The organism is Flavobacterium sp. 9AF (assembly GCF_902506265.1).
Taxonomy (GTDB): Bacteria; Bacteroidota; Bacteroidia; order Flavobacteriales; family Flavobacteriaceae; genus Flavobacterium.
Map to the genome: position 1 here is coordinate 2,409,668 of NZ_LR733556.1, position 22,533 is coordinate 2,432,200.

Annotated in this window: 24 protein-coding genes; 19 read left to right on the forward strand and 5 right to left on the reverse strand. The window is 30.4% G+C overall.

Going from position 1 to position 22,533, the window contains the following annotated elements; translation table 11 throughout:
- Positions 1-54: 54 nt before the first annotated feature.
- From HALO113_RS10945 to HALO113_RS10955, 3 genes are all read left to right on the forward strand, one after another.
- Positions 55-186, forward strand: coding sequence for a hypothetical protein (locus tag HALO113_RS10945; RefSeq protein ID WP_255477900.1), 132 nt, complete (start codon positions 55-57; stop codon positions 184-186).
- A 294-nt stretch (positions 187-480) separates the two neighbouring features.
- Complete coding sequence (locus tag HALO113_RS10950) at positions 481-777, forward strand: hypothetical protein (protein ID WP_159779052.1); 297 nt, start codon at positions 481-483, stop codon at positions 775-777.
- 129 nt (positions 778-906) lie between these two features.
- Positions 907-1,116 carry a hypothetical protein gene (locus HALO113_RS10955; protein ID WP_159779053.1) on the forward strand — a complete coding sequence of 70 codons (210 nt, stop codon included), beginning with the start codon at positions 907-909 and terminating at the stop codon, positions 1,114-1,116.
- On the opposite strand, the gene HALO113_RS10960 is transcribed toward HALO113_RS10955, so the two are convergent.
- Positions 1,117-2,235, reverse strand: coding sequence for a hypothetical protein (locus tag HALO113_RS10960; protein ID WP_159779054.1), 1,119 nt, complete (start codon positions 2,233-2,235; stop codon positions 1,117-1,119). It lies immediately after the preceding gene.
- Between the two features lie 237 nt (positions 2,236-2,472).
- On the opposite strand from HALO113_RS10960, the gene HALO113_RS10965 reads away from it, so the two are divergent.
- The 15 genes from HALO113_RS10965 (at position 2,473) to HALO113_RS11035 (ending at position 16,682) form a co-directional block, all read left to right on the forward strand.
- Positions 2,473-2,907 carry a hypothetical protein gene (locus HALO113_RS10965; protein ID WP_159779055.1) on the forward strand — a complete coding sequence of 145 codons (435 nt, stop codon included), beginning with the start codon at positions 2,473-2,475 and terminating at the stop codon, positions 2,905-2,907.
- Between the two features lie 178 nt (positions 2,908-3,085).
- Entirely contained in the window at positions 3,086-4,666 is a 1,581-nt protein-coding gene (locus HALO113_RS10970; protein WP_159779056.1) for an NADP-dependent glyceraldehyde-3-phosphate dehydrogenase, read from the forward strand.
- Positions 4,667-4,749: 83 nt separating this feature from the next.
- Positions 4,750-5,304 (forward strand): hypothetical protein, encoded by a 555-nt coding sequence (locus tag HALO113_RS10975; protein WP_159779057.1) that lies wholly within the window; start codon positions 4,750-4,752, stop codon positions 5,302-5,304.
- A gap of 50 nt (positions 5,305-5,354) precedes the next feature.
- On the forward strand, positions 5,355-5,717 hold the full coding sequence (locus HALO113_RS10980) for a hypothetical protein (protein WP_159779058.1): 363 nt from the start codon (positions 5,355-5,357) through the stop codon (positions 5,715-5,717).
- An 18-nt stretch (positions 5,718-5,735) separates the two neighbouring features.
- On the forward strand, positions 5,736-6,254 hold the full coding sequence (locus HALO113_RS10985; protein WP_159779059.1) for a nuclear transport factor 2 family protein: 519 nt from the start codon (positions 5,736-5,738) through the stop codon (positions 6,252-6,254).
- A gap of 365 nt (positions 6,255-6,619) precedes the next feature.
- The gene (locus tag HALO113_RS10990; protein WP_159779060.1) at positions 6,620-7,057 is read left to right on the forward strand and encodes a hypothetical protein; all 438 of its coding nucleotides are present in this window, start codon (positions 6,620-6,622) and stop codon (positions 7,055-7,057) included.
- Between the two features lie 22 nt (positions 7,058-7,079).
- Complete coding sequence (locus HALO113_RS10995; RefSeq protein ID WP_159779061.1) at positions 7,080-7,454, forward strand: hypothetical protein; 375 nt, start codon at positions 7,080-7,082, stop codon at positions 7,452-7,454.
- Between the two features lie 373 nt (positions 7,455-7,827).
- Positions 7,828-8,115 carry a GIY-YIG nuclease family protein gene (locus HALO113_RS11000; protein WP_159779062.1) on the forward strand — a complete coding sequence of 96 codons (288 nt, stop codon included), beginning with the start codon at positions 7,828-7,830 and terminating at the stop codon, positions 8,113-8,115.
- 336 nt (positions 8,116-8,451) lie between these two features.
- Positions 8,452-8,907 (forward strand): DUF2750 domain-containing protein, encoded by a 456-nt coding sequence (locus HALO113_RS11005; RefSeq protein ID WP_159779063.1) that lies wholly within the window; start codon positions 8,452-8,454, stop codon positions 8,905-8,907.
- A 175-nt stretch (positions 8,908-9,082) separates the two neighbouring features.
- Complete coding sequence (locus HALO113_RS11010; RefSeq protein ID WP_159779064.1) at positions 9,083-9,691, forward strand: hypothetical protein; 609 nt, start codon at positions 9,083-9,085, stop codon at positions 9,689-9,691.
- 368 nt (positions 9,692-10,059) lie between these two features.
- Complete coding sequence (locus tag HALO113_RS11015) at positions 10,060-11,373, forward strand: TolC family protein (RefSeq protein ID WP_159779065.1); 1,314 nt, start codon at positions 10,060-10,062, stop codon at positions 11,371-11,373.
- A gap of 218 nt (positions 11,374-11,591) precedes the next feature.
- The gene (locus tag HALO113_RS11020; protein ID WP_159779066.1) at positions 11,592-12,674 is read left to right on the forward strand and encodes an efflux RND transporter periplasmic adaptor subunit; all 1,083 of its coding nucleotides are present in this window, start codon (positions 11,592-11,594) and stop codon (positions 12,672-12,674) included.
- Between the two features lie 124 nt (positions 12,675-12,798).
- Positions 12,799-16,050, forward strand: a complete 3,252-nt coding sequence (locus HALO113_RS11025) for an efflux RND transporter permease subunit (protein ID WP_159779067.1) — start codon at positions 12,799-12,801, stop codon at positions 16,048-16,050.
- A gap of 62 nt (positions 16,051-16,112) precedes the next feature.
- A complete protein-coding gene (locus tag HALO113_RS11030; RefSeq protein WP_159779068.1) occupies positions 16,113-16,418 on the forward strand; it encodes a hypothetical protein in 306 nt (101 codons plus the stop codon).
- A 75-nt stretch (positions 16,419-16,493) separates the two neighbouring features.
- Entirely contained in the window at positions 16,494-16,682 is a 189-nt protein-coding gene (locus HALO113_RS11035; protein ID WP_159779069.1) for a DUF2892 domain-containing protein, read from the forward strand.
- A gap of 204 nt (positions 16,683-16,886) precedes the next feature.
- Here the strand turns inward: HALO113_RS11035 and HALO113_RS11040 are convergent, their stop codons facing one another.
- The 4 genes from HALO113_RS11040 to HALO113_RS11055 form a co-directional block, all read right to left on the reverse strand.
- Positions 16,887-17,192, reverse strand: coding sequence for a YbjQ family protein (locus HALO113_RS11040; protein WP_159779070.1), 306 nt, complete (start codon positions 17,190-17,192; stop codon positions 16,887-16,889).
- Between the two features lie 97 nt (positions 17,193-17,289).
- Positions 17,290-19,806: a TonB-dependent siderophore receptor gene (locus HALO113_RS11045; protein ID WP_159779071.1), complete on the reverse strand. Its 2,517-nt coding sequence runs from the start codon at positions 19,804-19,806 to the stop codon at positions 17,290-17,292.
- Entirely contained in the window at positions 19,803-20,708 is a 906-nt protein-coding gene (locus tag HALO113_RS11050; protein ID WP_159779072.1) for a FecR family protein, read from the reverse strand. The genes HALO113_RS11045 and HALO113_RS11050 overlap by 4 nt, the downstream gene beginning before the upstream one ends.
- Positions 20,709-20,753: 45 nt before the next feature.
- Positions 20,754-21,269, reverse strand: a complete 516-nt coding sequence (locus HALO113_RS11055) for an RNA polymerase sigma factor (protein WP_159779073.1) — start codon at positions 21,267-21,269, stop codon at positions 20,754-20,756.
- Between the two features lie 228 nt (positions 21,270-21,497).
- On the opposite strand from HALO113_RS11055, the gene HALO113_RS11060 reads away from it, so the two are divergent.
- A complete protein-coding gene (locus HALO113_RS11060) occupies positions 21,498-22,532 on the forward strand; it encodes a hypothetical protein (protein WP_159779074.1) in 1,035 nt (344 codons plus the stop codon).
- Position 22,533: the final 1 nt, after the last annotated feature.

The window sequence follows — 22,533 nt, forward strand, 5'->3', positions numbered from 1 at the left end:
TTATTGATTAACCTCAAAGTACAACCAGAAATTCACACTTAAAAAAAATGTAAGATGGGACAAAGAATATCAAAATCACAACACGCTAAAATGAAGAATCCTATAATTCAATTTTTTAAATTTATCTATTTAAATATACGTATTTTAAAAATTGTAGCAGGAGGGCATGGCGGAACAAGAAACTAATTGTCATTCTATAAGATGATGTTTAGTAGTTTTTATTGGTTAGTAAAAAGAGCATTTTAGAATGCTCTTTTTTGTTTATAAGAAGGTAGAATAAAGAAAATACGTATAAATACGTATAAAAAAATGAAAAAAATACGTATAAATACGTATTGATTTAATGGTTTGAAAGGAATAAATTTATATACAAAATTTTACCAAACCAGATTTATAATGTTCTTGTTATTTTTTTGAGTTGAACTTTTTTCGAGTGAGATGTTGCTTCTTAACCTATTTTTTTAACTCAAAATTTATAGTATGAAAAGATTAATACTTATTTTAGGTCTAATTATTTTGAATTTTTTAACATTTGATTATTTAACGAACCATTTTACGGTTCAATATACTCTTGGTAGACTGATGATGACTTTTATAGCTTCAATTATAGCTGTATCAATCGTTTGTTTCTTTATTACATCCTGTAAGTATATTTTAAAATTATATATTGAGCAATCTTCCATTTCTTTTAAAACAATTTATTTTGATTTATTTTTAAATATATCAATAGCTATATATATTCTATTAATTTTTGCTGCTATCTATTTCTATATTTAAAAGTGTTCTATACAAAAAGATGGAATAAAATAGAATAAAATTTTATTTTCAAAATAAATTTTCTCATGACATACTGTTGTCACTAATTGATTTTAGATTTGTACAAGCAAATAAAAAATAGCACAAATCATGGTTTACGTTTTCAAAACTTCAATTGAAGATAAAAAACAAATTAAAAGTATTTCTAAAAATTTAAATGAAATACAAGACATTCAAAGATGGAATTTCGATCTTGAAGATTGTGATAATATTCTACGAATTGTGGCCGAAAAAAATATTTCTAAAACAGTTTGCGAACTATTTAGTAGCTTCAATTATACGTGCATTGAATTAGAATAACTATTGAATAGTTGAGTTCGTCACAACAATAGGTGTGTCATCATGCATGGATATACTCGGATATACTGGATACCAAGAACCTCCAATATTATTTCGAATGGTAGAATTATCAATTCGAATATCTCCTGTATGATTATTGCTTACAAAGAAAATTGAAGAGCCATAAGCATTTACTTCATTTTGTTCGATTAAACTACCTAAAATGGTTAGCGTCATTTCGTTTCCATCATTATAAATAGCGCCCCCACTTCCTCCTCCAGGTGTGCCAATTTGTGCAGGATTACCACCATTTCCAATGGCTTTATTATATGAGAATAGACTATTAATTATCATCCAAGAGGTACCAATGCTACTAATAGCTCCACCATTGGAACCGCTATTTCCATAAATACTGCCACCACCAAAAGTGGTGTTCACGACATAAATGGGTAAACTATTGTATTGACTAAAGGCTCTAATAGCACCACCACCTACATCCGGACCTGTGCCTACACATCGATTGTTGAAAAAACGACAATTAACGACTTTTAAACGTCCGCCTCTTGCCCAAATCGCCGCACCACCACCAGAAGAACCCGTATCCATATTATGACCGTCTGCGAAAGTAATGTTTTGAACCGTAACTCTTGGGTGATCTTGATTCTGACAATGGTCTGTCGTCCAAACTAAATCAGGATCGCAGGTATTCATATATAAAATGCGAGTGGTACCTCCACCACTTAAAGTAACTAACCCACCGCCATCAATTACAACATCAGGGTTTGCATTGTTAAAAACACGTGCCGGTCGATCCATAACAATAGTTACAGGGTTGGGTCCGCAATTAAAAGTAATTTTTCCTCCTTGTGCAACCGCAGCAACAACGGCATCACAGGTACAACTTTCAGGTGTTCCATTGCCGACTACGACATCAGGATTAGTAACACTTTCTGTTCCTGCTCCTACAGGAATGGGGGAATTGCCATTTGGATTTCCGGCCGGTGGTCCATCTTGTGGGTTTTCTAAAGGGTTGTGTACTTCAATGCCTTCTTCCTCATTGTCTTTGGAACAAGCTATAGATACTAGAATTACAAAACAATAACTTACTGTTTTGAAGTAGTTTAGGGCTGTTTTTTTCATGGTTGTTGTTTGAAAATATATAACGTGAAAAGCAATAAATAATTGTTAATTAATTACCTAATGTAAAATTAATATCTATTTTTAAAACATAAACTTCTTCCTTGTATGTATAGCAGATGTATTTGTTTCGTAATTATAATGTTCATTTCGTGTAAAACCAAACAAGAAATTATAGAACCAAAAACTATTAATGATTGTGAAATTGTGAAGTTCTCCAATGAGTATACTCTAAAGGAAATGTATAAAGAGTTTGAGACTGATTCTTTTTTTGCAACTGAATTTTCTCAATTTGAAAGAATAAGAAATGGGTTGTTGCATTATCAATATACTTCAGGATTTGAACACGGAACATTTTTTACTATTGATTTTGATGCCGATTTTTTAGCTAAACTGAAATGGAAAAATTCTGAAAAGAGGGTTAATATTAGTAAAGACGATAAAAAAAATATGCTGAGCTCATTTCAAAACTTAGAAAAGGAAAGCTATTTCCAACAATGTAAATTGGTCGAAAATCATCCTAAATTGGATATTTTAATTCTAAAAAAAGAAAACAAAACAGTAATTCATTATTTTTCTCCTTTTGGACATTTATTTTCAGTTCCATCAAATAATAATAATTTTCAAAAAATGGCAGCACTTTTTAAAATCGCAGAAAGAAATCTTTACAGATAGTTTATTCTATTAAAGCGAAAACGTTTGAAGTATTTCATTTTTTAAATTATCAATAATAATGCGTCAAATAATTGTATTTCAGTTGAAAAAGTTTGGTTCTTCCGTTAAATAGTTGGAATTTTATAGTAGCTTTTTTTGTATAGAAAAGCATTGGAACAATAAAATAAAAACAAATAAAATGACAACAATTCCAGAAAAAATACAACTGCAACAACCTTGGCATCAGAAAGACTATTTGCTAGACGGCGAACTTAAAATTTGGGAAGGAGAAACCGCTGAGGTATATTCTTCCATTTCTACAACAACTAATTACCAACCTACTTTATTGGGTTCTGTACCCAATATGAATGAAGCAGCTGCTTTAGCTGCTTTAGAATCTTCACACAGAGCCTATAATAATGGTCAGGGTGATTGGCCTACCATGAAAGTACAAGATCGTATCAAATGCATGGAGCAATTTGTAAAACAAATGGAGCAAACGCGTACGGAAGTGGTTAAATTACTAATGTGGGAAATTGGGAAAACCTTACCCGATAGCGAAAAGGAATTTGATCGAACCGTAGAATATATTTATGACACGATAAAAGATTACAAAGCCTTAAATCAGGAAGGGAATCGCTTTCAGAAAGTGCAAGGGATTAATGCCATGATCAAAAGGAGTCCGCTAGGTGTGGTTTTGTGTTTGGGTCCCTATAATTATCCTTTGAACGAAACGTTTTCTTTATTGATTCCAGCTTTAATTATGGGAAACACCGTATTGTTTAAACCGGCAAAATTTGGTGTTTTATTATTAGCTCCTTTGTTACAAGCGTTCCAAAGTTCGTTCCCAAAAGGGGTAATCAATATTTTATACGGACGCGGTAGAGAAGTGGCGGCACCCATTATGAAATCGGGATTGGTTACGGTTTTATCTTTAATCGGAAATAGTAAATCTGCGATTGCCTTACAAGATTTACATCCGAATAAAAACAAATTGCGTTTGATTTTAGGTTTGGAAGCCAAAAACCCAGCCATCATTTTACCTGATGCGAATTTAGATTTAGCCGTTTCCGAATGTATTACAGGGTCACTTTCGTTTAACGGACAACGTTGTACAGCTTTAAAAGTTATCTATGTACACGAATCGATTGCAGCAGAATTCAACAAACGTTTTGCAGCCAAAGTAGATGCACTAAAATTTGGTAATCCTTGGGAAGAAAATGTATTCTTAACACCACTTCCAGAACCGGATAAACCCGATTATATTCAAGGATTAATTGATGATGCTAAAGCAAATGGTGCGACCATTATCAACGAAAGAGGAGGCGAACGCATGGAAAATTATATTTTTCCAGCAGTTTTGTTTCCTGTAAATAAAACCATGAGAGTGTATCACGAAGAACAATTTGGACCTGTAGTACCTATTTTAACTTTTAAAGACATTCAAGAGCCTTTAGACGATATGGCAGCTTCCGATTATGGCCAGCAAGTGAGTCTTTTTGGAAAAGACATTACCACAGTAGCACCGCTAATCGATGTTTTAGTTAATTTAGTGTGTAGGGTTAATTTAAATAGTTCGTGCCAAAGAGGTCCAGATGTTTTCCCGTTTACTGGAAGAAAAGATTCTGCTGTAGGAACCTTGAGTATTCATGATGCGTTGCGCTCGTTTTCGATACGAACTTTTGTTGCGTCAAAAGATAACGACTATAACAATGCCATTTTGCAAGAATTATTAGACAGTAAAAAAAGTAATTTCATTAATACCGATTATATACTGTAATTTGGTATCTTGCTTACTTATATAAAAACTAGTTTAGAAATAAGCTAGTTTTTTTGTTTTTAATAATTTATGAATATAATAACATGAAGAAAATAAATATTTTATTACTAATTACAGCCCATTTATCTTTTGCTCAAGTAGATGAATTGTTATTAGAATTTCCAAAGAATCCTAAATTTTCAAAGCAATTTATAAAAGCTGTAAATGAACAGAAAAAAGAATACGAATTACTATTTCCTAACAAAAAAGAGGAGATTAAAAAATATTCGGCAACTTTTATTTTAGATAAGATTGATAATGATAAACAATATGGGTATCTTTTTATCGCAGAATATTGGATAGCTTATAATTATAATGAGATTATTATTCCTTTAATTGAAAGAATAACAAATAAGAAAGAAATTGGTTTGATTAATAGTGCTGATTTAATTATTTGGGAAAGAATAGAAAGTGGAGATATGAAAGGATATGGTCATGGAGCGATCTCTAAAGATGATTTATTTACTATAGCGGGAAGAGCAAACCGATTGTTAACTATTATTTCTGGTGAAAATTTTGGTTCAGTATCAATGTATTCTACAGAAGAAGAATTAGTTTCTTTACAGAATAAATGGATTAATTGGCTAAAAAAAATCTAGTTGTAAAACGGAATTCAATTCAGGAAATGCATTTTAAACTTATTCGAAAAATGAAAGAAAATAGACAACAAACTATCGGTTTTATTCTCTTACTAACTTTTTTTATATTATTGTATTATCTAAAAGAAAAACAGGAAAAAGAATTCAATGAGGATATAGAAGCGAATAAAGTGGTTTCGGTTGCCTATGTTTATGATTATAAGCAGAATAGAAGTTTTAATCGTTATTATTATGTTTTTATGTTTCAAGGAAAACAATTTAAAAGTAGTGAAAACTTACACGGCTATGGAGGTGAAAAAACTATAGGTAGGTTTTATAAAATAATTTATTCCTCTAAAGAGCCAAAACATCACAAAATTTTTTTAAACGAAGAAGTTTACGATGTGCAAAAACGAATTGATGCTGGATTTTAATATAAATGGAATTATATAATGAAAAAAACACTATTCCTAACGTTACTACTTATTCTTTCTACGCTTTCCTTTGGGCAAACCAATGAAAGTCAAAATGAAAAATTGGCTTTAGCGTATATGCAAGCTTATGGGAAATGGGATTTTGATACCATGAAAACCTTTTATGCAGATGCGGTTCATTTTGAAGATCCTACAGCCAAAGCAGCTTTTGAACAAGATTTTGTTTTTGATGGAAAAGAAAACGTGTACCAATTCTTCAAAACGGTTTTTAAAGACAAATTTAAAAACGACAAACCTCCTTACGTGAATTTCGTTATCGAAAAAATCTTTACATCAGGAAATCATACCATTATCAATTCTACTTTTGAATGTGTTTTACCCAATGCTTGGTTTCAGGAAAAAACAAATGAAACCATTCTTGTAGCCATTCCTTTTGTAACCATTCTCACTATCGAAAATAATCGCATTACCCAACATATCGATTATGGGAATTATACGAAGTATTTCGAACAAATTAAAGCGCAGATAAAGAAGTAAAGTAGATTTATATTGAAATCTTTTATGAGTTCTCGATACATTTTTGTTTCGTTGCACTACACAAAACCACTCGAACTGACGAGTCGTTAATGTAATTTTATCTATTATTTTTGTAATTAGCACAGCGTCAATTCGAGTGTTTTTTACGAAATGAAATGGAGTAAAAAATGTATCGAGAACTCATAACAGTAAACAAAAGGGATGTAATAAAAATTTAAGCCAGCACTGCGTCAGTTCGAGTGATTTTTATAAAAAGCGAATAGCTATTTTAAAAAATGTTTCGAGAATTACAATTTGGTAGCTTTTAGAAAATTAAAGGTTAGTTTTGTGATTGCATAAAAACGAGCAAAATATAAAATCAAATTATGAAGATTTTTAAGTTTATTCCTCAATTAGATTGTTTTATAGTTGAACCCGAATATAAAAGAATTGCAAACCAACTAGGTTTAAATGAATGGAACGAAGTGGTTTGGATTGGACGTTTTTTTACTTTGGATAATGATTACGGAGAACATTGGTTTGATAATTGGGAAGGAAGAGATAAGTTAGAACAACAAGCAAAAGCAATAGGAATAGACTATAATGATTTGTTAATTATCGATCCTGAACGATTAAGAAATAATGTAAATGGGCCTTGTCATACTGAATTAGAGAGAAAAAATTTTTGGACAGATGTTTTAAAATCACTCGATTTAAGTTTGGAAACCATCATTGCGGAAGCAATAAAATTAAACAATGAAAATAAAGAAATTGGTGAACCCTATATAGAAAACTTAAATGAAATAATAATGAGTTTAAAGTAAAAAATATAACCTTTTAAGTATTATGAAAATAAAGCATTATCTATTTTTTACTTTTTTTATTTTACTAATAGCTTGTAATAATTCAGGTTATCAATTTATTAGGGATAATTTGTATGCTGATGCCAACGGAAATCTTTATCTCAAGTCTTTAAATAATGAAGATGTTGAAAACACCTATGATATCTGGATAAAAGAGGTGTTTTGTGATACATGTTTTGTTTATAAAGAAAATGGTATTGATAGCATTACTGAATTAAAGGATATTGTAGATATTAAGACATTCCATTTTGATAGTATAGACGAGATAACAGGGGTAACTATTTATGCTGATAAAAATTATAGTTATTTACATAAATGGATGGCAGATGGAGGAACTATAGTTGTAATGAAAAGATAAAAAATAGAGCACAATACAACATGTTCTAATAACAAATTAGTTTTTTAATATAGTTATAAAATTAAAAACGCTTGAACTGACGGTGTAGTAATTAAAATGAGTTCTCGATACATTTTTGTTTCGTTTCTTTGCACAAAACCATTCGAACTGACGTGCTGCTAAAGTGGTTTTATGTGCTATTTTTGTAACCAGCACACCGTCAGTTCGAGTGTTTTTTACGGAATGCAATGGAGTAAAAAATGTATCGAGAACCAATAACAGAAAAGAAAACGAATGTAATATATATTTAAATCAGCACACCTTCAGTACGAGTGTTTTTTACGTAATGAAATGGAGTAAAAAATGTATCGAGAATTTACTTAAAAAAATATTGATGGAAGCTTCTTATGTATATATATTAAAATGTTCTGATAACACTTATTATACAGGAGTTATAAGCAATCTTTCACAACGTATTTTTCAGCATGAAAATGGTATTTTTCAAGATTGTTATACTTTTAATAGGAGGCCAATTTTATTAGTTTTCTATGCAGAGTTTACCGATATTACTATTGCAATTCAAAAAGAAAAGCAAATAAAAAAATGGTCAAGAGCAAAAAAAGAAGCTTTAATATTAGGTGAATTTGATGACTTACCTAATTTAGCAAAGAAGAAATTTTAAGTTCTCGATACATTTTTGTTTCGTTTCTCTACACAAAAACCCTCGAACTGACCTGCTGATAAGGTACTGTTTTTGTAACCAGCACTCCGTCAGTTCGAGTGTTTTTTACGGGAATGCAATGGAGTAAAAAATGTATCGAGAACTCTCACTCTAGAACAGCAAACAAAGCGGATGTAATATGGTTTTAAATCAGCACTCCGTCATTTCGAGTGATTTTTATAAAATGCGAATAGCTATTTTATAAAAAATGTATCGAGAAGCTTTTGTAAAAATTCTCATCTACTTTTTTAGTAAAATAATAAACCATTCTAACTATCTTTACATAAAATAAGATAAATGCTTCAAGACTCCATTTTAATAGAGAAACAATATAAAAAATTTATAAAAAACGTTTGTAAATCTTCTATTGTTTACACCCTAAAAGATACAGAAGGATACGCAACTTCTACATCAAATAATTATATTAACTACGATGAGGAGCCCATTGGTATTATTTGCTTTTGGTCTGATATAGCTTTGGCAAAATCTTGTATAAAAGAAGAATGGTCCAATTATAAAATTGCTGAAATTCCTTTAGTGGAATTTATAGAAAATTGGTGTATTGGTATGGATCATGACGGACTTATCATTGGAACGGAATTTGATCAAAACATGTTTGGGTTTGAAGCAGAACCTTTGGAACTCGTTCTAGAATTAATTAGTGAATTAAAAGTAACTAGGAAAGAGTTGAATTTTAAAGGATTTAAAGGAATAAAAGATTTAGAAAAGCAAATAAAGGCGATTCTTAAATAGCAAATCTCTTTCCTTAAATAAACAAAATTACGTTTTTCAAAACAAACGCAATTAATCAGCATTCCGTCAGTTCGAGTGTTTTTTACGAAATGAAAAGGAGTAAAAAATGTATAGAGAACTAGCTATAATTTTTAAGCAAAATGATTAATTATAAAAGACTAAAAAATAAAACATAATGGGAAAATCCTTTCTTTTATTTATTTATTTAAGTTCACATTTAAATTTATTGAGTCAAGAATCATCAGAAAATAAGCAACAGAGATGGTATAAAGAAACTATTGCTGAAATGAATGATTCTAACAGAGCGAAATCTATGGTGAAACTCTTTAATGTATACAATAAAGATCGTCAATCGGAATTAGGAAAAATAGCCTTGAAAAAATCAGATTCCTTAAAAATATTGGTTAGAAAAGAAATTTTAGACAATATTCAAGGAGAATGGAAATTAAAAAAATCTGGAAGTAATTGGGGTTTCACTGAAATAGATGAAAAAAAAGCTATTGAGAAAATAGTTGTAATTAAAGAGAATGAAATCTTATTTTTTGATCAAGAAAAAGTTTCTGGAATAAGGAAGCTTATAAAAAAAGAAATCATTAGATATTACGATAATGAAGAACTATTTCCTTCATTCATAGGCTTTGTATTTTCTGATAGATTAATTTGGTCCTTCCAATCAAGAGATTCAAATTTATTGCACACGATGCATTTAGGAGAAGAAACTCAAAATGGAAGAACTTATATTTCATGTGGGAATTCTGAATTAATTTATGAAAGAGTTAATTAATAGATAATCTTTTATTTAATATATAAGCCATTTTTAAAATTGTATCAAGAACTAGCTTTTTAAATTATATTCTAACCAAATTTAGCGTTGTTAACTATGTAACCAATACAGTTAATTATGTATCAATTAAACAGAACACTGTGTCAAATAAAAAGTTCTATGAATCGATTGCATAGAACGAGTAATCGAGTTCCATTTCAACCCAATTAAATTCAGCTTATTAATTGTGAATTGCGGTTTAAATAAAAGATTTTCAGTGTTTTATAATTTAAAAGTGTAACTCTTGTTACAAGGTTGTGTAACTTTGGTTACCAAATGGGCCATTTTGCCATTGTACTTTTGTTTCAGAAATTAAGAACAAAATAGCAATGAAGAAAATAAAATGGTTCTCCTTTACAGGAATACTCCTTTTGAGTAAAGTGGCTTTGAGTCAGGAGACATTAACTATTTCAAAAGAAGAAGTAGTTCAAAAAGCCTCAGAAAAAAACCTACAAGTGTTAGCTGCTGAAGCTTCTTATCAATCTGCAAAAGCCGATTATCGTCAATCGAATGCTTTATTTTTACCTAATGTAAATGTGTCATATACAGGAATCGTTACTACGAATCCATTAATGGCATTTGGTTCCAAATTAAATCAGGAGATCTTAACCCAAGCCGATTTTAATCCAGCATTATTGAATGATCCAGAGCAAACACAAAATTTTGCAACGGTTATCGAAGTGAAACAACCTTTGGTGAATCTCGATGGGTTATTAGGAAGACAGGCAGCAAAAGCAAAAATGGATGCTTTCCAATTGCAAACCGAAAGAACCAAAGAATATTTGATCTTAGAAGTTTCCAAAGCTTACATGCAACTGCAACTGGCTTACAAAGCCGTTACGGTTTTAGAAAAAGCAAACGAAACTGCACAAGGCAATTTAAAAATGGTTGAAAACTATTTTAAAAACGGCTTGCTTCAAAAAACCGATTTACTCAATGTGCAAGTACGTGTAAATGAAATAACCAACCAATTGCAATATGCTAAAAGTAATGTGAAAAATGCGTCCGATTATTTGGCTTTTCTTTTAAATGAAGAGACCAATGGTAAAATATATGAACCTGCTGAACCTTTAGCGAACGAAATCACTTTGGAACAGATAGAAACAGGTTTGAATACGTCGCGAAAAGATATTCAAGCCATGGAAAAATCTACTGAAGCCTACCAAAAAATGGTTCAGTCTTCAAAATATGGCTTTTTACCAAGATTGAATGCCTTTGGAAATTATCAATTATATGATCGTCAGTTTTTAGGAACTAGTGCCAAAGGATATTTAGTAGGAGCACAATTATCTTGGGATCTTTTTGATGGCTATAAAAACATGGGTAAAACCCAAAAAGCCAAAGCCGATTTTAATAAAGCCAAAATAGAGACCGAACAATACAAAAAACAAAGTCAACTAGAAATAAACAAAACCAATCGTCAATTAACGGATGCTGAAAACAAAGTCCACTTGTCGCAACTAGCTTTTGAACAATCGCAAGAAGCCTTTAGAATTCGTCAAAATCGTTTTACACAAGGCTTAGAAAAAACAACCGATTTACTCATGGCTGAAACGCAAATGGCTCAAAAAGAACTAGAATTCCTGCAAGCCGTTTTCGAATATAATTTCACGAAAGAGTATTTGAGATTTTTAACGGAGTAAAGCTGTCAGTTTGAGTGTTTTTTATGAAATGCAATGGAATAAAAAATGTATCGAGAACAAAAAATAGAAAGAAAAACTTCTCGATACGCTTCGCACTCGAAGTGACGTAAGAACTTTAGGAAGAAACAAAAAACAGAAAACGGACAAGACAACCGAAAACAGACAACCGAAAACAGACAACCGAAAACAGAGAACAGTTAACATACAACAATATAAAAATGAAAAAGATAACAACCCTAATTATAGCAACAACACTTACCCTAGTTTCTTGTGGAAGTGATAAAAAAGAAGCCGTAAACAATACATCAGCCATTGCTGTAAAAGTAGCAGGTAAAAGTACAAATGATATCCATCCGTATGTTTCGGCTAGTGGAAAGATAGAATCCGAAAGTAGTGCCAACTTAAGTACAAGAATGATGGGTTATGTAACCAAAGTCAATGTAAAAGTAGGACAAAAAGTAAATGCGGGGCAATTATTGGTAAGTATCAACAATACCGATTTACAAGCCAAAAAAGCACAAGTCGATGCTTCAATTATTCAAGCCACTGCGGCTTACAACAACGCTAAAAAGGATTATGAGCGTTTTACCAATTTGTTTGCACAACAAAGTGCTTCTCAAAAAGAATTAGACGACATGACTTCCCGTTTTGAAATGGCTCAAGCCGGTTTGGAAGCAGCGAAACAGATGCGCAATGAGATTAATGCCCAATTTGCCTATGCAAACATCACTGCCCCTTTTAGTGGTACGGTAACTAATACTTTTATAAAAGAAGGCGATATGGCTAATCCTGGAATGCCACTAGTAAGCGTTGAAGGAGTACAAAAATTACAAGTAACAGCTATGGTTTCAGAAAGTGATATTGCCGCTATAACAAACGGTATGAAAGTAAAAGTTTCGGTGAAATCGCTTGGTATAGAAGTAGATGGAAAAGTAAGCGAAGTAAGTTTGTCAGCTAAAAATACAGGAGGACAATACTTAGTGAAAATTGATTTAGAAAAAAGCGACGCGAAAATTTTATCAGGAATGTTTGTAAATGTGCAATTTCCTATAGAAAAACAGAAAGCAGTTAAAGAAACAATTACGGTCTTGGTGCCAGAAAGTGCTTTAGTAAGAGAAGGTCAGTTAACAGGTGTTTATACTGTAGGAGAAGGAAATGTAGCCATACTAAGATGGTTGCGAATAGGAAAAACCTATGGAAACCAAGTTGAGGTTTTATCCGGATTAGCTGCAGAGGAAGCCTACATTCTTTCTGCAGATGGAAAATTGTATAATGGAGCAAAAATTCAATTAGCCAATTAATCAATATGTCAATAAGACAATTAGCCAATAAATCAATTTGATAATTAACTAATTGACACATTAGCACATTGCCACATTAACACATTAACACATTGCTACATTAATAAATTAACACATTAAGATTATGCAAGAAGGTATATCAGGTAAAATAGCCCATTTTTTCATTAACTCAAAACTAACCATTTTATTAATGGTAGCGTTGATGATTATTGGCTCATACAGTTCGTTCTTAATTCCAAGGGAAGAAGAACCACAAATAAATGTTCCCATGGCCGATGTTATGGTGGGCTATCCAGGAGCAAGTCCAAAAGAAGTAGAAAGTAGAGTAATTAAACCTCTAGAAAAAGTCATAGGCAACATCAAAGGAGTGGAGCATATTCACAGTATGGCTATGAATGGTCAAGCCATGATGGTAGTGCAATTCTATGTAGGAGAAAATAGTGAAGATTCCTATGTAAAACTGTATGACGAATTAATGAAGCATCGCGATATGTTTCCACAAGGCGTTTATCAGCCAATGGTTAAAACCCGATCAATAGACGATGTTCCCATGTTAGGATTAACACTTTGGAGTGAAAATTACAATGATTTTCAATTACGTCAAATAGCAGAGGAAGTAACCTCAGAAATTGAAAAAGTAAAAGATGTTGCTATTACCAAAGAAATAGGAGGAAGAACACGCGAATTAAAAGTGGTGTTAGATAAAGATAAAATGGCTGAAAATAAAGTAGATGCTTTAAGTATTATGCAAATGATTCAAGCCAATAATGGAAGTGCACAATCAGGTGATTTTGTACAAAATGATACCGAATATTTAGTTACTACAGGTCAGTTTTTAACCACTTCAGAAGATGTTGAAAATTTAGTGATTGGAGTCAATCAAAATAGGCCAGTGTATTTGAAACAAGTGGCAAGCATTCAAGACGGACCTCAAACACCTAAAAATTATGTTTCATTTGGTTATGGTAAAGCCAATGATCAGTTTGAAAAATACAAATCAGAATATCCAGCAGTAACCATTTCAGTAGCTAAGGTGAAAGGAGCTGATGCCATGCAAATTGCTGATAAAATTTTAGTAAAGGTTGAGGATTTAAAAAAGAATTTAATACCTACAGATGTTCATGTTGAAGTGTCTCGTAATTATGGAGAAACGGCTTCTCATAAAGTAGGGGAGTTATTAATGCATTTAGGTGTAGCTATATTAGCAGTTACCATTCTAGTCATGCTGGCTATGGGTTGGAGAGGTGGATTGGTAGTTTTCTTTTCAGTTCCCTTAACCTTTGCCCTCACATTATTTAGTTATTACCTATTAGGTTATACCTTAAACCGAATCACACTATTTGCATTAGTATTTGTAGTAGGAATTGTAGTGGACGACAGTATTATTATTGCCGAGAACATGCACCGACATTTTAAAATGAAGCGATTACCATTCAAACAGGCGGCTATTTATGCCATAAATGAAGTAGGAAATCCAACCATTTTAGCAACCTTTACCGTTATTGCTGCTATTTTACCGATGGCATTTGTGTCAGGAATGATGGGACCCTATATGAGTCCGATGCCTATAGGGGCTTCAATCGCGATGATGTTGTCTTTATTTGTAGCCTTAACAGTTACGCCTTATTTAGGATATCATTTATTACAAGAGAAAGACGAACAGGAACATAAAGCAGAACATGGTTTAGAAACAAGCTGGATATTTAAAATCTATAAGAAAGTAGAGCAACCGCTATTAGACAGTTCCATGAAGAGAAATCTAATGTTTGGAATTACAATTTTCTTATTATTAGGATCTGTGGTTATGTTTTTTACAAAATCAGTAGCGGTTAAAATGTTGCCTTTCGATAATAAAAATGAATTTCAGGTAGTAATTGATATGCCTGAGGGAACTACTTTAGAACGAACAGCAGCCGTTACAAAAGAGATAGCACAGTATCTTTCTACTATTCCAGAAGTGGTAGATTATCAAAATTATATTGGAGCTTCAGCACCCATTACTTTTAATGGTTTGGTAAGACATTATGATATGCGTGGAGGAAGTAATATGGCAGATATTCAAGTGAATTTATTACACAAAGAAGATCGAGATTTGCAAAGTCATGACATTGCTAAAATAGTGCGTCCGCAAGTACAAAAGATTGCAAAAAAATATGGAGCCAATGTTAAAATTGTAGAAGTACCACCAGGGCCACCCGTTTTATCTACTTTAGTAGCTGAGGTATATGGCCCTAGTTATGAAGAGCAAATTAAAGTAGCCAATCAGGTGAAAACAATTTTAGAAACTACAAATGATGTGGTGGATACAGATTGGATGGTAGAAGCTCCTCAAGTGGAATATAAATTAGAAGTGGATAGAGAAAAAGCCATGTTGAATGGAATTGCTCCGCAACAAGTAGTGGGTAATCTTACTTATTTATTGAGAGAAATGCCTGTGTCTAATTTATATGATGAACGTTCCAATGATCCAGTAGGCATTGTGTTATCATTAGAGGATGCTGATAAAACATCATTACAAGATATCGAAAATTTAAAGGTAAAAGGTAATCAAGGTAATGTAGTTTCGGTAAGTGATTTGGTAAAAGTAAAAACAGATACCTTGCAAAATACCATTTATCGTAAAGATCAAAAAAGAGTCGTATATGTTTTAGCAGATATGGCAGGAGCATTGGAAAGTCCGGTATATGCCATTTTAGGTATGAACGAGAAGTTGCAAAAAATGAACCTGCCAAAAGGGTATAAAGTGAACGAATTGTATATGGATCAACCTTCCGATGAAAGTGATTTTACAGTAAAATGGGATGGAGAATGGCAAATTACATTAGAAGTTTTCCGCGATTTAGGTGCAGCATTTTTAGTGGTAATTATTGTGATATACATGCTTATTGTAGGTTGGTTTCAAAACTTTAAAACACCAATGGTTATGATGGTAGCTATACCTTTATCACTTGTGGGTATTGTTTTAGGACATTGGTTATTAGGTGCCTTTTTTACAGCTACTTCTTTTATTGGTATGATTGCATTAGCGGGTGTAATGGTTCGAAATTCCGTCTTGTTAATAGACTTTATAGAAATTCGTTTAAATGATGGTATTCCTATGAAACAAGCTATAATTGAGGCAGGAGCTGTGCGTACCACACCTATTTTGTTAACCACAGGTGCGGTAGTAATTGGTGCTTCGATTATTTTGTTTGACCCTATCTTTCAAGGATTGGCCATTTCATTAGTGGCAGGAGCTATTGTTTCAACTTTATTAACCTTAATTGTGGTGCCTTTAATCTATTATATTGTTGAACGTAAAAAATGGGAAAATAGAGAGGAATCAAAATTGGTAAATGAAAAGGATACTGAAATACAAAAAGAGGATAATGTTTAACTTTTAAAAATTCCAGCAAACTCTCGAAAAGGGAGTTTGTATGGAGTGACTTTTAAAGAAATATGAAATTAGTAATACTAACTGCCATTGAAGCATTTGATAAGGAAATCAAAAAAATGCTTAAAGAAGCTAAAATTTTATCTTACTCTTACAGAGAGGTAAAAGGCTATCGAGACAGTACAGAAGAAGATGTTGAAGGAAATTGGTTTGCATCTGAAATGAATGAAACCGATTCTAAGATGTATTATGCTTTTGTACAAAAAGAAAATGTGACTAATTTATTTTTATTAATAGAGCAATTTAATCAAAAACAGCATGCTATGTCAAGAGTTCATGTAGCTGTTGTGAATGTTGAGTTATCAATGTAGTCTAGAAAAAAAATAAAAATTCTCTTACAGGGAAAATGTAGTTATCGTAAATTATAAAATAATAATTGAATAAAAATGATAAACAGATTAATAAGAGCAATAGCAGGATTTTTTATAATTGTAAGCGTATTACTTGCGATGTATGTCAATCAAAATTGGCTTTGGTTTACGATTTTTGTAGGCGCTAATTTATTGCAATCTTCCTTTACTAAATGGTGTTTAATGGAAGATATATTAAGAAAAGTTCTTAAAATAAAGGATTGATTGAAAACAGAAAAGAGGCTGTCCAAAAAGTCTACAAAGGTGTCATACTGAATTTATTTAACTTCGTTGAATCTTCGATTTTAGAATATTAAAATATTGATTATTAGTTTAATTTAGAATCTGAATCAAGTTCAGATTGACAAAAAGCATTACTTTTTGGACAGCTTCTTTTTAAGTTAAAACAGAATTAATGAAAGTGGTTTTCTATTTACTTTTGGCAATATATACAGCAGTTCCAGTAATAGTAACAGTAACATAATTACTAGTGGTTAATTCCATGTCAACATTTATTCCTACGACAGCATTAGCATTTAATTTTTCAGCATTTTCTTTTAATTGAGCAAAGGCTTGCTCTTTTACTTCAGCAATACTTTCACTAATTGCTGCATAATATTTCTTCATGTTAAAAGTCATTTTCATTGTTTGCATATTAACAGAAATTCCTGATACAATGCCTAAGTATTCTATAATTTTATAATCTTCTATAGAATGAGTGGTTGTTAAAATCATAATTTAGTTTTTATTCATTAGTCGGATAAATTCTTGAAATGTTTCAATTTTTTTTAACTCATTTATAAGAAAGAAGTTTAAGTAAAAATGCAAATTTTTAGAAATAATACCTGAAATAAGCATTGGGTGTGAGTTCTAAAGAATAAGTATTAATTTTTTCAATAGTGTTTGTGTTTTGATTAATTCTAAAATACTGATTAATCACGTTAGTAGTATTAAATAAATTTTGAATAGAAGCACCTACTTGTAATTGATTTGTTTTTTTTATTTGAAAAGTATAGTTAGCAGAAATATTGGTTTGAAAAAAATTAGGCAATCGATCAGAATTAGGAGAATTGTAAACAATTTTATTATCTTGAATGGTATTATTTAAAGGATTGGTAGTTGGTTTCCCTGTAAACCATCGGCTACCCAAAGCAATATTTAAAAGGTTTAAATTATAAACTAATCCACAGCTTATATTATGTTGAATGTCAAAATTTGAAGGAAATTTTTTGGGTTCAAAAGAGTCAAAATCATAATTATTTTGGCAAATAGTATAGCTTATCCAGGAAGTTAAGTTTTGAATCTGTTTTTGGATTAATATTTCTGCTCCAATCGTGTTGTAATTACCTGTTATAGATTCGAATTCTAACTGATTTTGAAACCCTTGACTTTTAGAATTTATACCCTTAACTTTTTTATAAAAATGATCTGTAGATAGTAACCAATTGTTTTTTTTGTATGAAAAACCCAAAGAAATTTGGTTGCTTTTTATAATGGGAGTATTGTTTTGATCTGCTAAAATCCATCTTTTATTTTCTATTCCTAAAAAATCTTGCTGTAAATCTATAACTTGTGTAGTTGTTTGATGTTTTTTCTCAGCTAATAATTGAAATGAAAAAAAAGGGTTAATTTGATAATTGTAATGTAATCTAGGCTCAAATAGATATGTTCTTAATTCAGAAATATAATTATTTCGAATTCCTAAGTTAATTCCTGTTTTTTTATTTTTTGTGATGTAATCAATTTCAGTAATAAGGGCATGGCTATTTAGTACTTTTTTATTATTTCTAAAAAAAGATGGAGTGTTAACTTCATCAATATTACGAATACCTATTTCATTAAATTGATATCCGTTTTTAAAAATAAAGGAAGAGTCAATATGGTGTTTATTCTCTAGACGAATTCCAGTATCAAAAATACTATTCTTTTGAAAAAGTATTTGATTACTGTTTATAGATTCATTTGTAGAGTGAACATTATAATTAGATGCATAAAGCGTAAATTGAGAGGTGTTGTTTTTATTCCAATCTCTTTGAAATAAAAAACTTCCACCAAAAGATTCTTGATCTAAAGAACTATTTTTTTCAACAGTTGTGTCATTTTCAATTTTAGATTGATTAACATCTAATTGATTTGAAATGGTTAAGAGGTTGATTTGAATAGTGTTTTTATCATTAATTTTTTGATCCAATTGTAAAGATGTATCAAAAAAATAAAAAGCTACATCAGAATTAAAAGAGACATCCTGATTATCACTTATGGAAGTAACAATGGTGTTTTGAAAAATTCTTTTATAATAATCATTATAAGTTGGAGTCTCGAGAAAATTAGTGTAGGATCTTCGGGCGCTTATAGTTAATAAGCCATTTTTCCCAGTTTTGATTTTTTTGTTAAAATCGAAATTAATTAAATTGAGACCAAATGAATCATAATTAGTGAAGTTATTTTCTGTGGAAATTGCTATAGTACTTGAAACACTTTCGCCATAAAATGCAGAAGTTCCATTTTTGATAATCTTAATTTTATTAGGTAAATTAGGATTTAAAACTGAAATTAAACCGAAGAAATGCCCTGTTTGAAACAGGCGAATGCCATTCCATAAAAATAAATTCTGATCGTGTGAGCCACCTCTTACATTTGTGTTTGAAATAGTTTGATCGGCACTATTAATACCTGTTAATTGTTGCATGGTTTGAAAGACATCTGGCTCTGTCAATCCAGGTAAAATAGAAAATTTTTGTGATTGAATTTCAAAGCTTCCATCTCTTTTTTTACTTATTCCTTTTGTAAGATATACGGGTGTGATAACTTCTTTTAATTGACTAGATTGAGGTTCTAAAAACCATTCAATACAATGATTGGGTTTGATTTTTTTATAATCTAGGAATTTTTTATAATAACTAAGATGGTTTACTTCTATTGGATTATTAGATTTAAAAACGATTTCAAAGTAACCATTGTCATCTGAAATAGAGAAAATATTAGTGTTCTGAAAGTGCACAGTTGCATTTGTAATTTTGTCTTTTGTTTCAGAATCAAATAAATAACCACAAATTTTAGTATTGGGATTGGAACTGATTGAAATATAATTTTTTGTAATAAAATGAAAATTTAAATTGGATAGACTTGCTAAGTAATTTAATTTGTCATTTAAATCTAATTTTTTTGAAGGAGGAATGTATTTAAATAATGCAATATCTTCTTCTAAATAATTAAAAGTAACGGTTTCTTCTTTTTCTATTTCTTGTAAGATTGTTTTTAATTCAATAGTATTGCCCTTATCCTGAGCAAAACTATTCAGTATAAGGGCAATGCATGTAAAGTATGAAATAAACAGATTAAATTTCATTCATTGTTTTTCAATTCATATTGAAAATTAGAATTTTTTATCAGTTTTAATCTATAGGTTGAGGCGATAATTTCTAAAGCAATTTTTACATTGTTATTGGGTATTTTTCCAGTAAATAATTGGTTAGTGGTTTTTAAATTATGGTTTATTGTAATGTTGTATTGACGTTCTATTTCTTCAATGATATTTTTAAATTGTTCTTGTTCAAAGAATAATTCTGTTTCCAACCAACTCGGCATACTTTCTAAAGTTTTTTTGTTAAAAATCATATCTGATTTTTCAAAAGAAACTTTTTCTCCTTGCTTTAATATAAGCGTTTTATTGTTTTTTGAAACTTTGACTTTTCCTTCAAAACAAATAACATCAAAACGATTGTTCCTCGCTTTAACATTAAATTGAGTTCCTAAAACGGTCACTTTTCCTAAATCGGTAATGACCTCAAATTTTTTTCCTTTGGCTACTTTAAAATAGGCTTCTCCATTAAGATGTAGGCTTCTGTTTTTAGACCAATTTTCTTTTTTATATTTTATTTCCGATTCAGAATTTAGTGTGATTTCTGAGTTGTCAGGCAATAAAAAAGCGGATTTGTCCCCTTTTTCGGCAAATTCAATAGTATTGTTGTTTTCTTGATAAAACATGAAAATACCTAAAGAAATAAGTATTAAAGCTACAATTCTAAAGAACCAATTTTGACCTATTTGAATGATTTTTGAAGAATCATTTTTTATGAATTTTATCTTATCTAATAATTTATCTTCATCAAAATCTTTAGTTTGTAATTGAGACGAAAATTCTTTAATAGAATGATATATAGCAAAATCTTGACTTTGTTTAAAATCATCTAACTCTTTTGAAGATAAATCATCCTCAAGCCATTTCGCAAGTATGTATTTTTCTTCCATTTTTAGTTTTTATTTAATTAGTAAACAATTAAATAGCGTTTTACCCTACTTGAAATTTACTATTTCTTTTTTTATTTGAATTAAAGCTAAATGAATTCTTTTTTCCACTGCTTTAACACTTATATTTAATTCTTCTGCAATTTCAGCATATTTTTTTCCATCAATGCGATGCATTAAAAAAGCAATACGCTGTGTTTCGTTTATAGTATTAATGGCTTTTATTAATTTTTTTTTAAATTCTTCTTGCTCATATAAAAATTCAGGATTTTCATTATGTCTTTCATCATTTACATTGTTTTTTGTGTATTCTAAAACCACTTTTTGATGAGAAACTACATTTAAGCTAGCGTTGTTAGCCACTCTATAAATATATGACTTTCCTTTTTCAATGGGTATATTTTTACAATTCTGCCAAAGCTTGGTAAAAGCTTCTTGAACTATATCTTCCGCTAATTCTTCATTGCCAAATTTATATAATATATAATTTCGTAATGGTTTTACATTTTTTTTAAAAAAAGCAGTAAAAATTTTCTCCTCACAAATATTATTTTTCTCTTCCATTAAAAAAATATATAAAAACAGGTAGGGTAAAAGTTAATAGAACTGTTTTATATAAAACAAATGTAAAAAAATAAACTTAATAATTTAAATTTTTCTGAAATGGGAATGCCGTTGAATAAAAAATCGTTTGAAGAAAAAAGAGTAAATTATGTAATTATACAATCTTTAATTTGGTGTTTAATTGTATTAGTTGCTTATAATTTGTTTTTATATAATTAAAATATTATTATGCGTAAATTAATAAAAGTAGGATTTATAGGTGTTCTTTTTGTTTTGATCTTTGCTTGTCAAAAAGAAGAAAACGAAATTGTGCAAGATGAGACTAGTCTTTCGGCTAAAGCTCCTTTGTTTCGATTAATGTCTAGAGTGGCTCAAAATCCTACTTCACATGATAATGTTTTAGATAACTCAAATTGTTTTACAGTGCAATTACCTGTAGAAGTAATTGTGAATGGACAACAAATTACTGTTTTGAATGCTGCAGGTTATCAGTTGGTTGATGATGCAATTAATGCTAATTCAAATGATGATGATATTGTAAATTTCGTTTTTCCAATAACCATTCAGTTTCAAAATTTTGAAAGCTTAATAATTTCAAATGAAAATGATTTACATGATGTTTTGGAAGATTGTGAGGAAGAGGAAGATCATGATTCTCATGAAATTGATTGTGTCTCATTTGCATATCCAATAATTTTTACTACTTACGATAGTATTAATCAAATAACAGGAAATATTACAATACATTCTAATCAACAGATGTATAATTTTCTACACGATGTGGATGAACAATTATTACTTTCAATAGTTTATCCAGTTTCAATTGTTAACAATGCAAATCAAAATACGGTTGTGAACTCAAACGAAGAACTTGAAAGTTTTTTGGAAGATGCATTAGAAGATTGTGGAAGTAATCAAAATAGTGGAATTACTCTTGAAAGTGTTATAACAGATGGATCATGGAAAGTCGCTTATTTTTTTAAGAATAACCAAAACCAAACATCCGATTTTAACGGTTATAATATTGTTTTTCTTTATAACGAAGATATTGAAGTTACAGGAAATAACAGTACTATAAATGGAGAATGGAAAATTAATTCTAATTCGAGCGAAAGAAAATTAGAGATAGATTTAGATGGTAACGAGTTGGAACGATTGGAAGAAAAGTGGAAAGTAGTGGAATATTCTACTACACTTGTAAAATTACGTTTGGTAGGTCAAGGAAATGGCGGAAATAATTATTTGTATCTAGAAAAAAATTAAA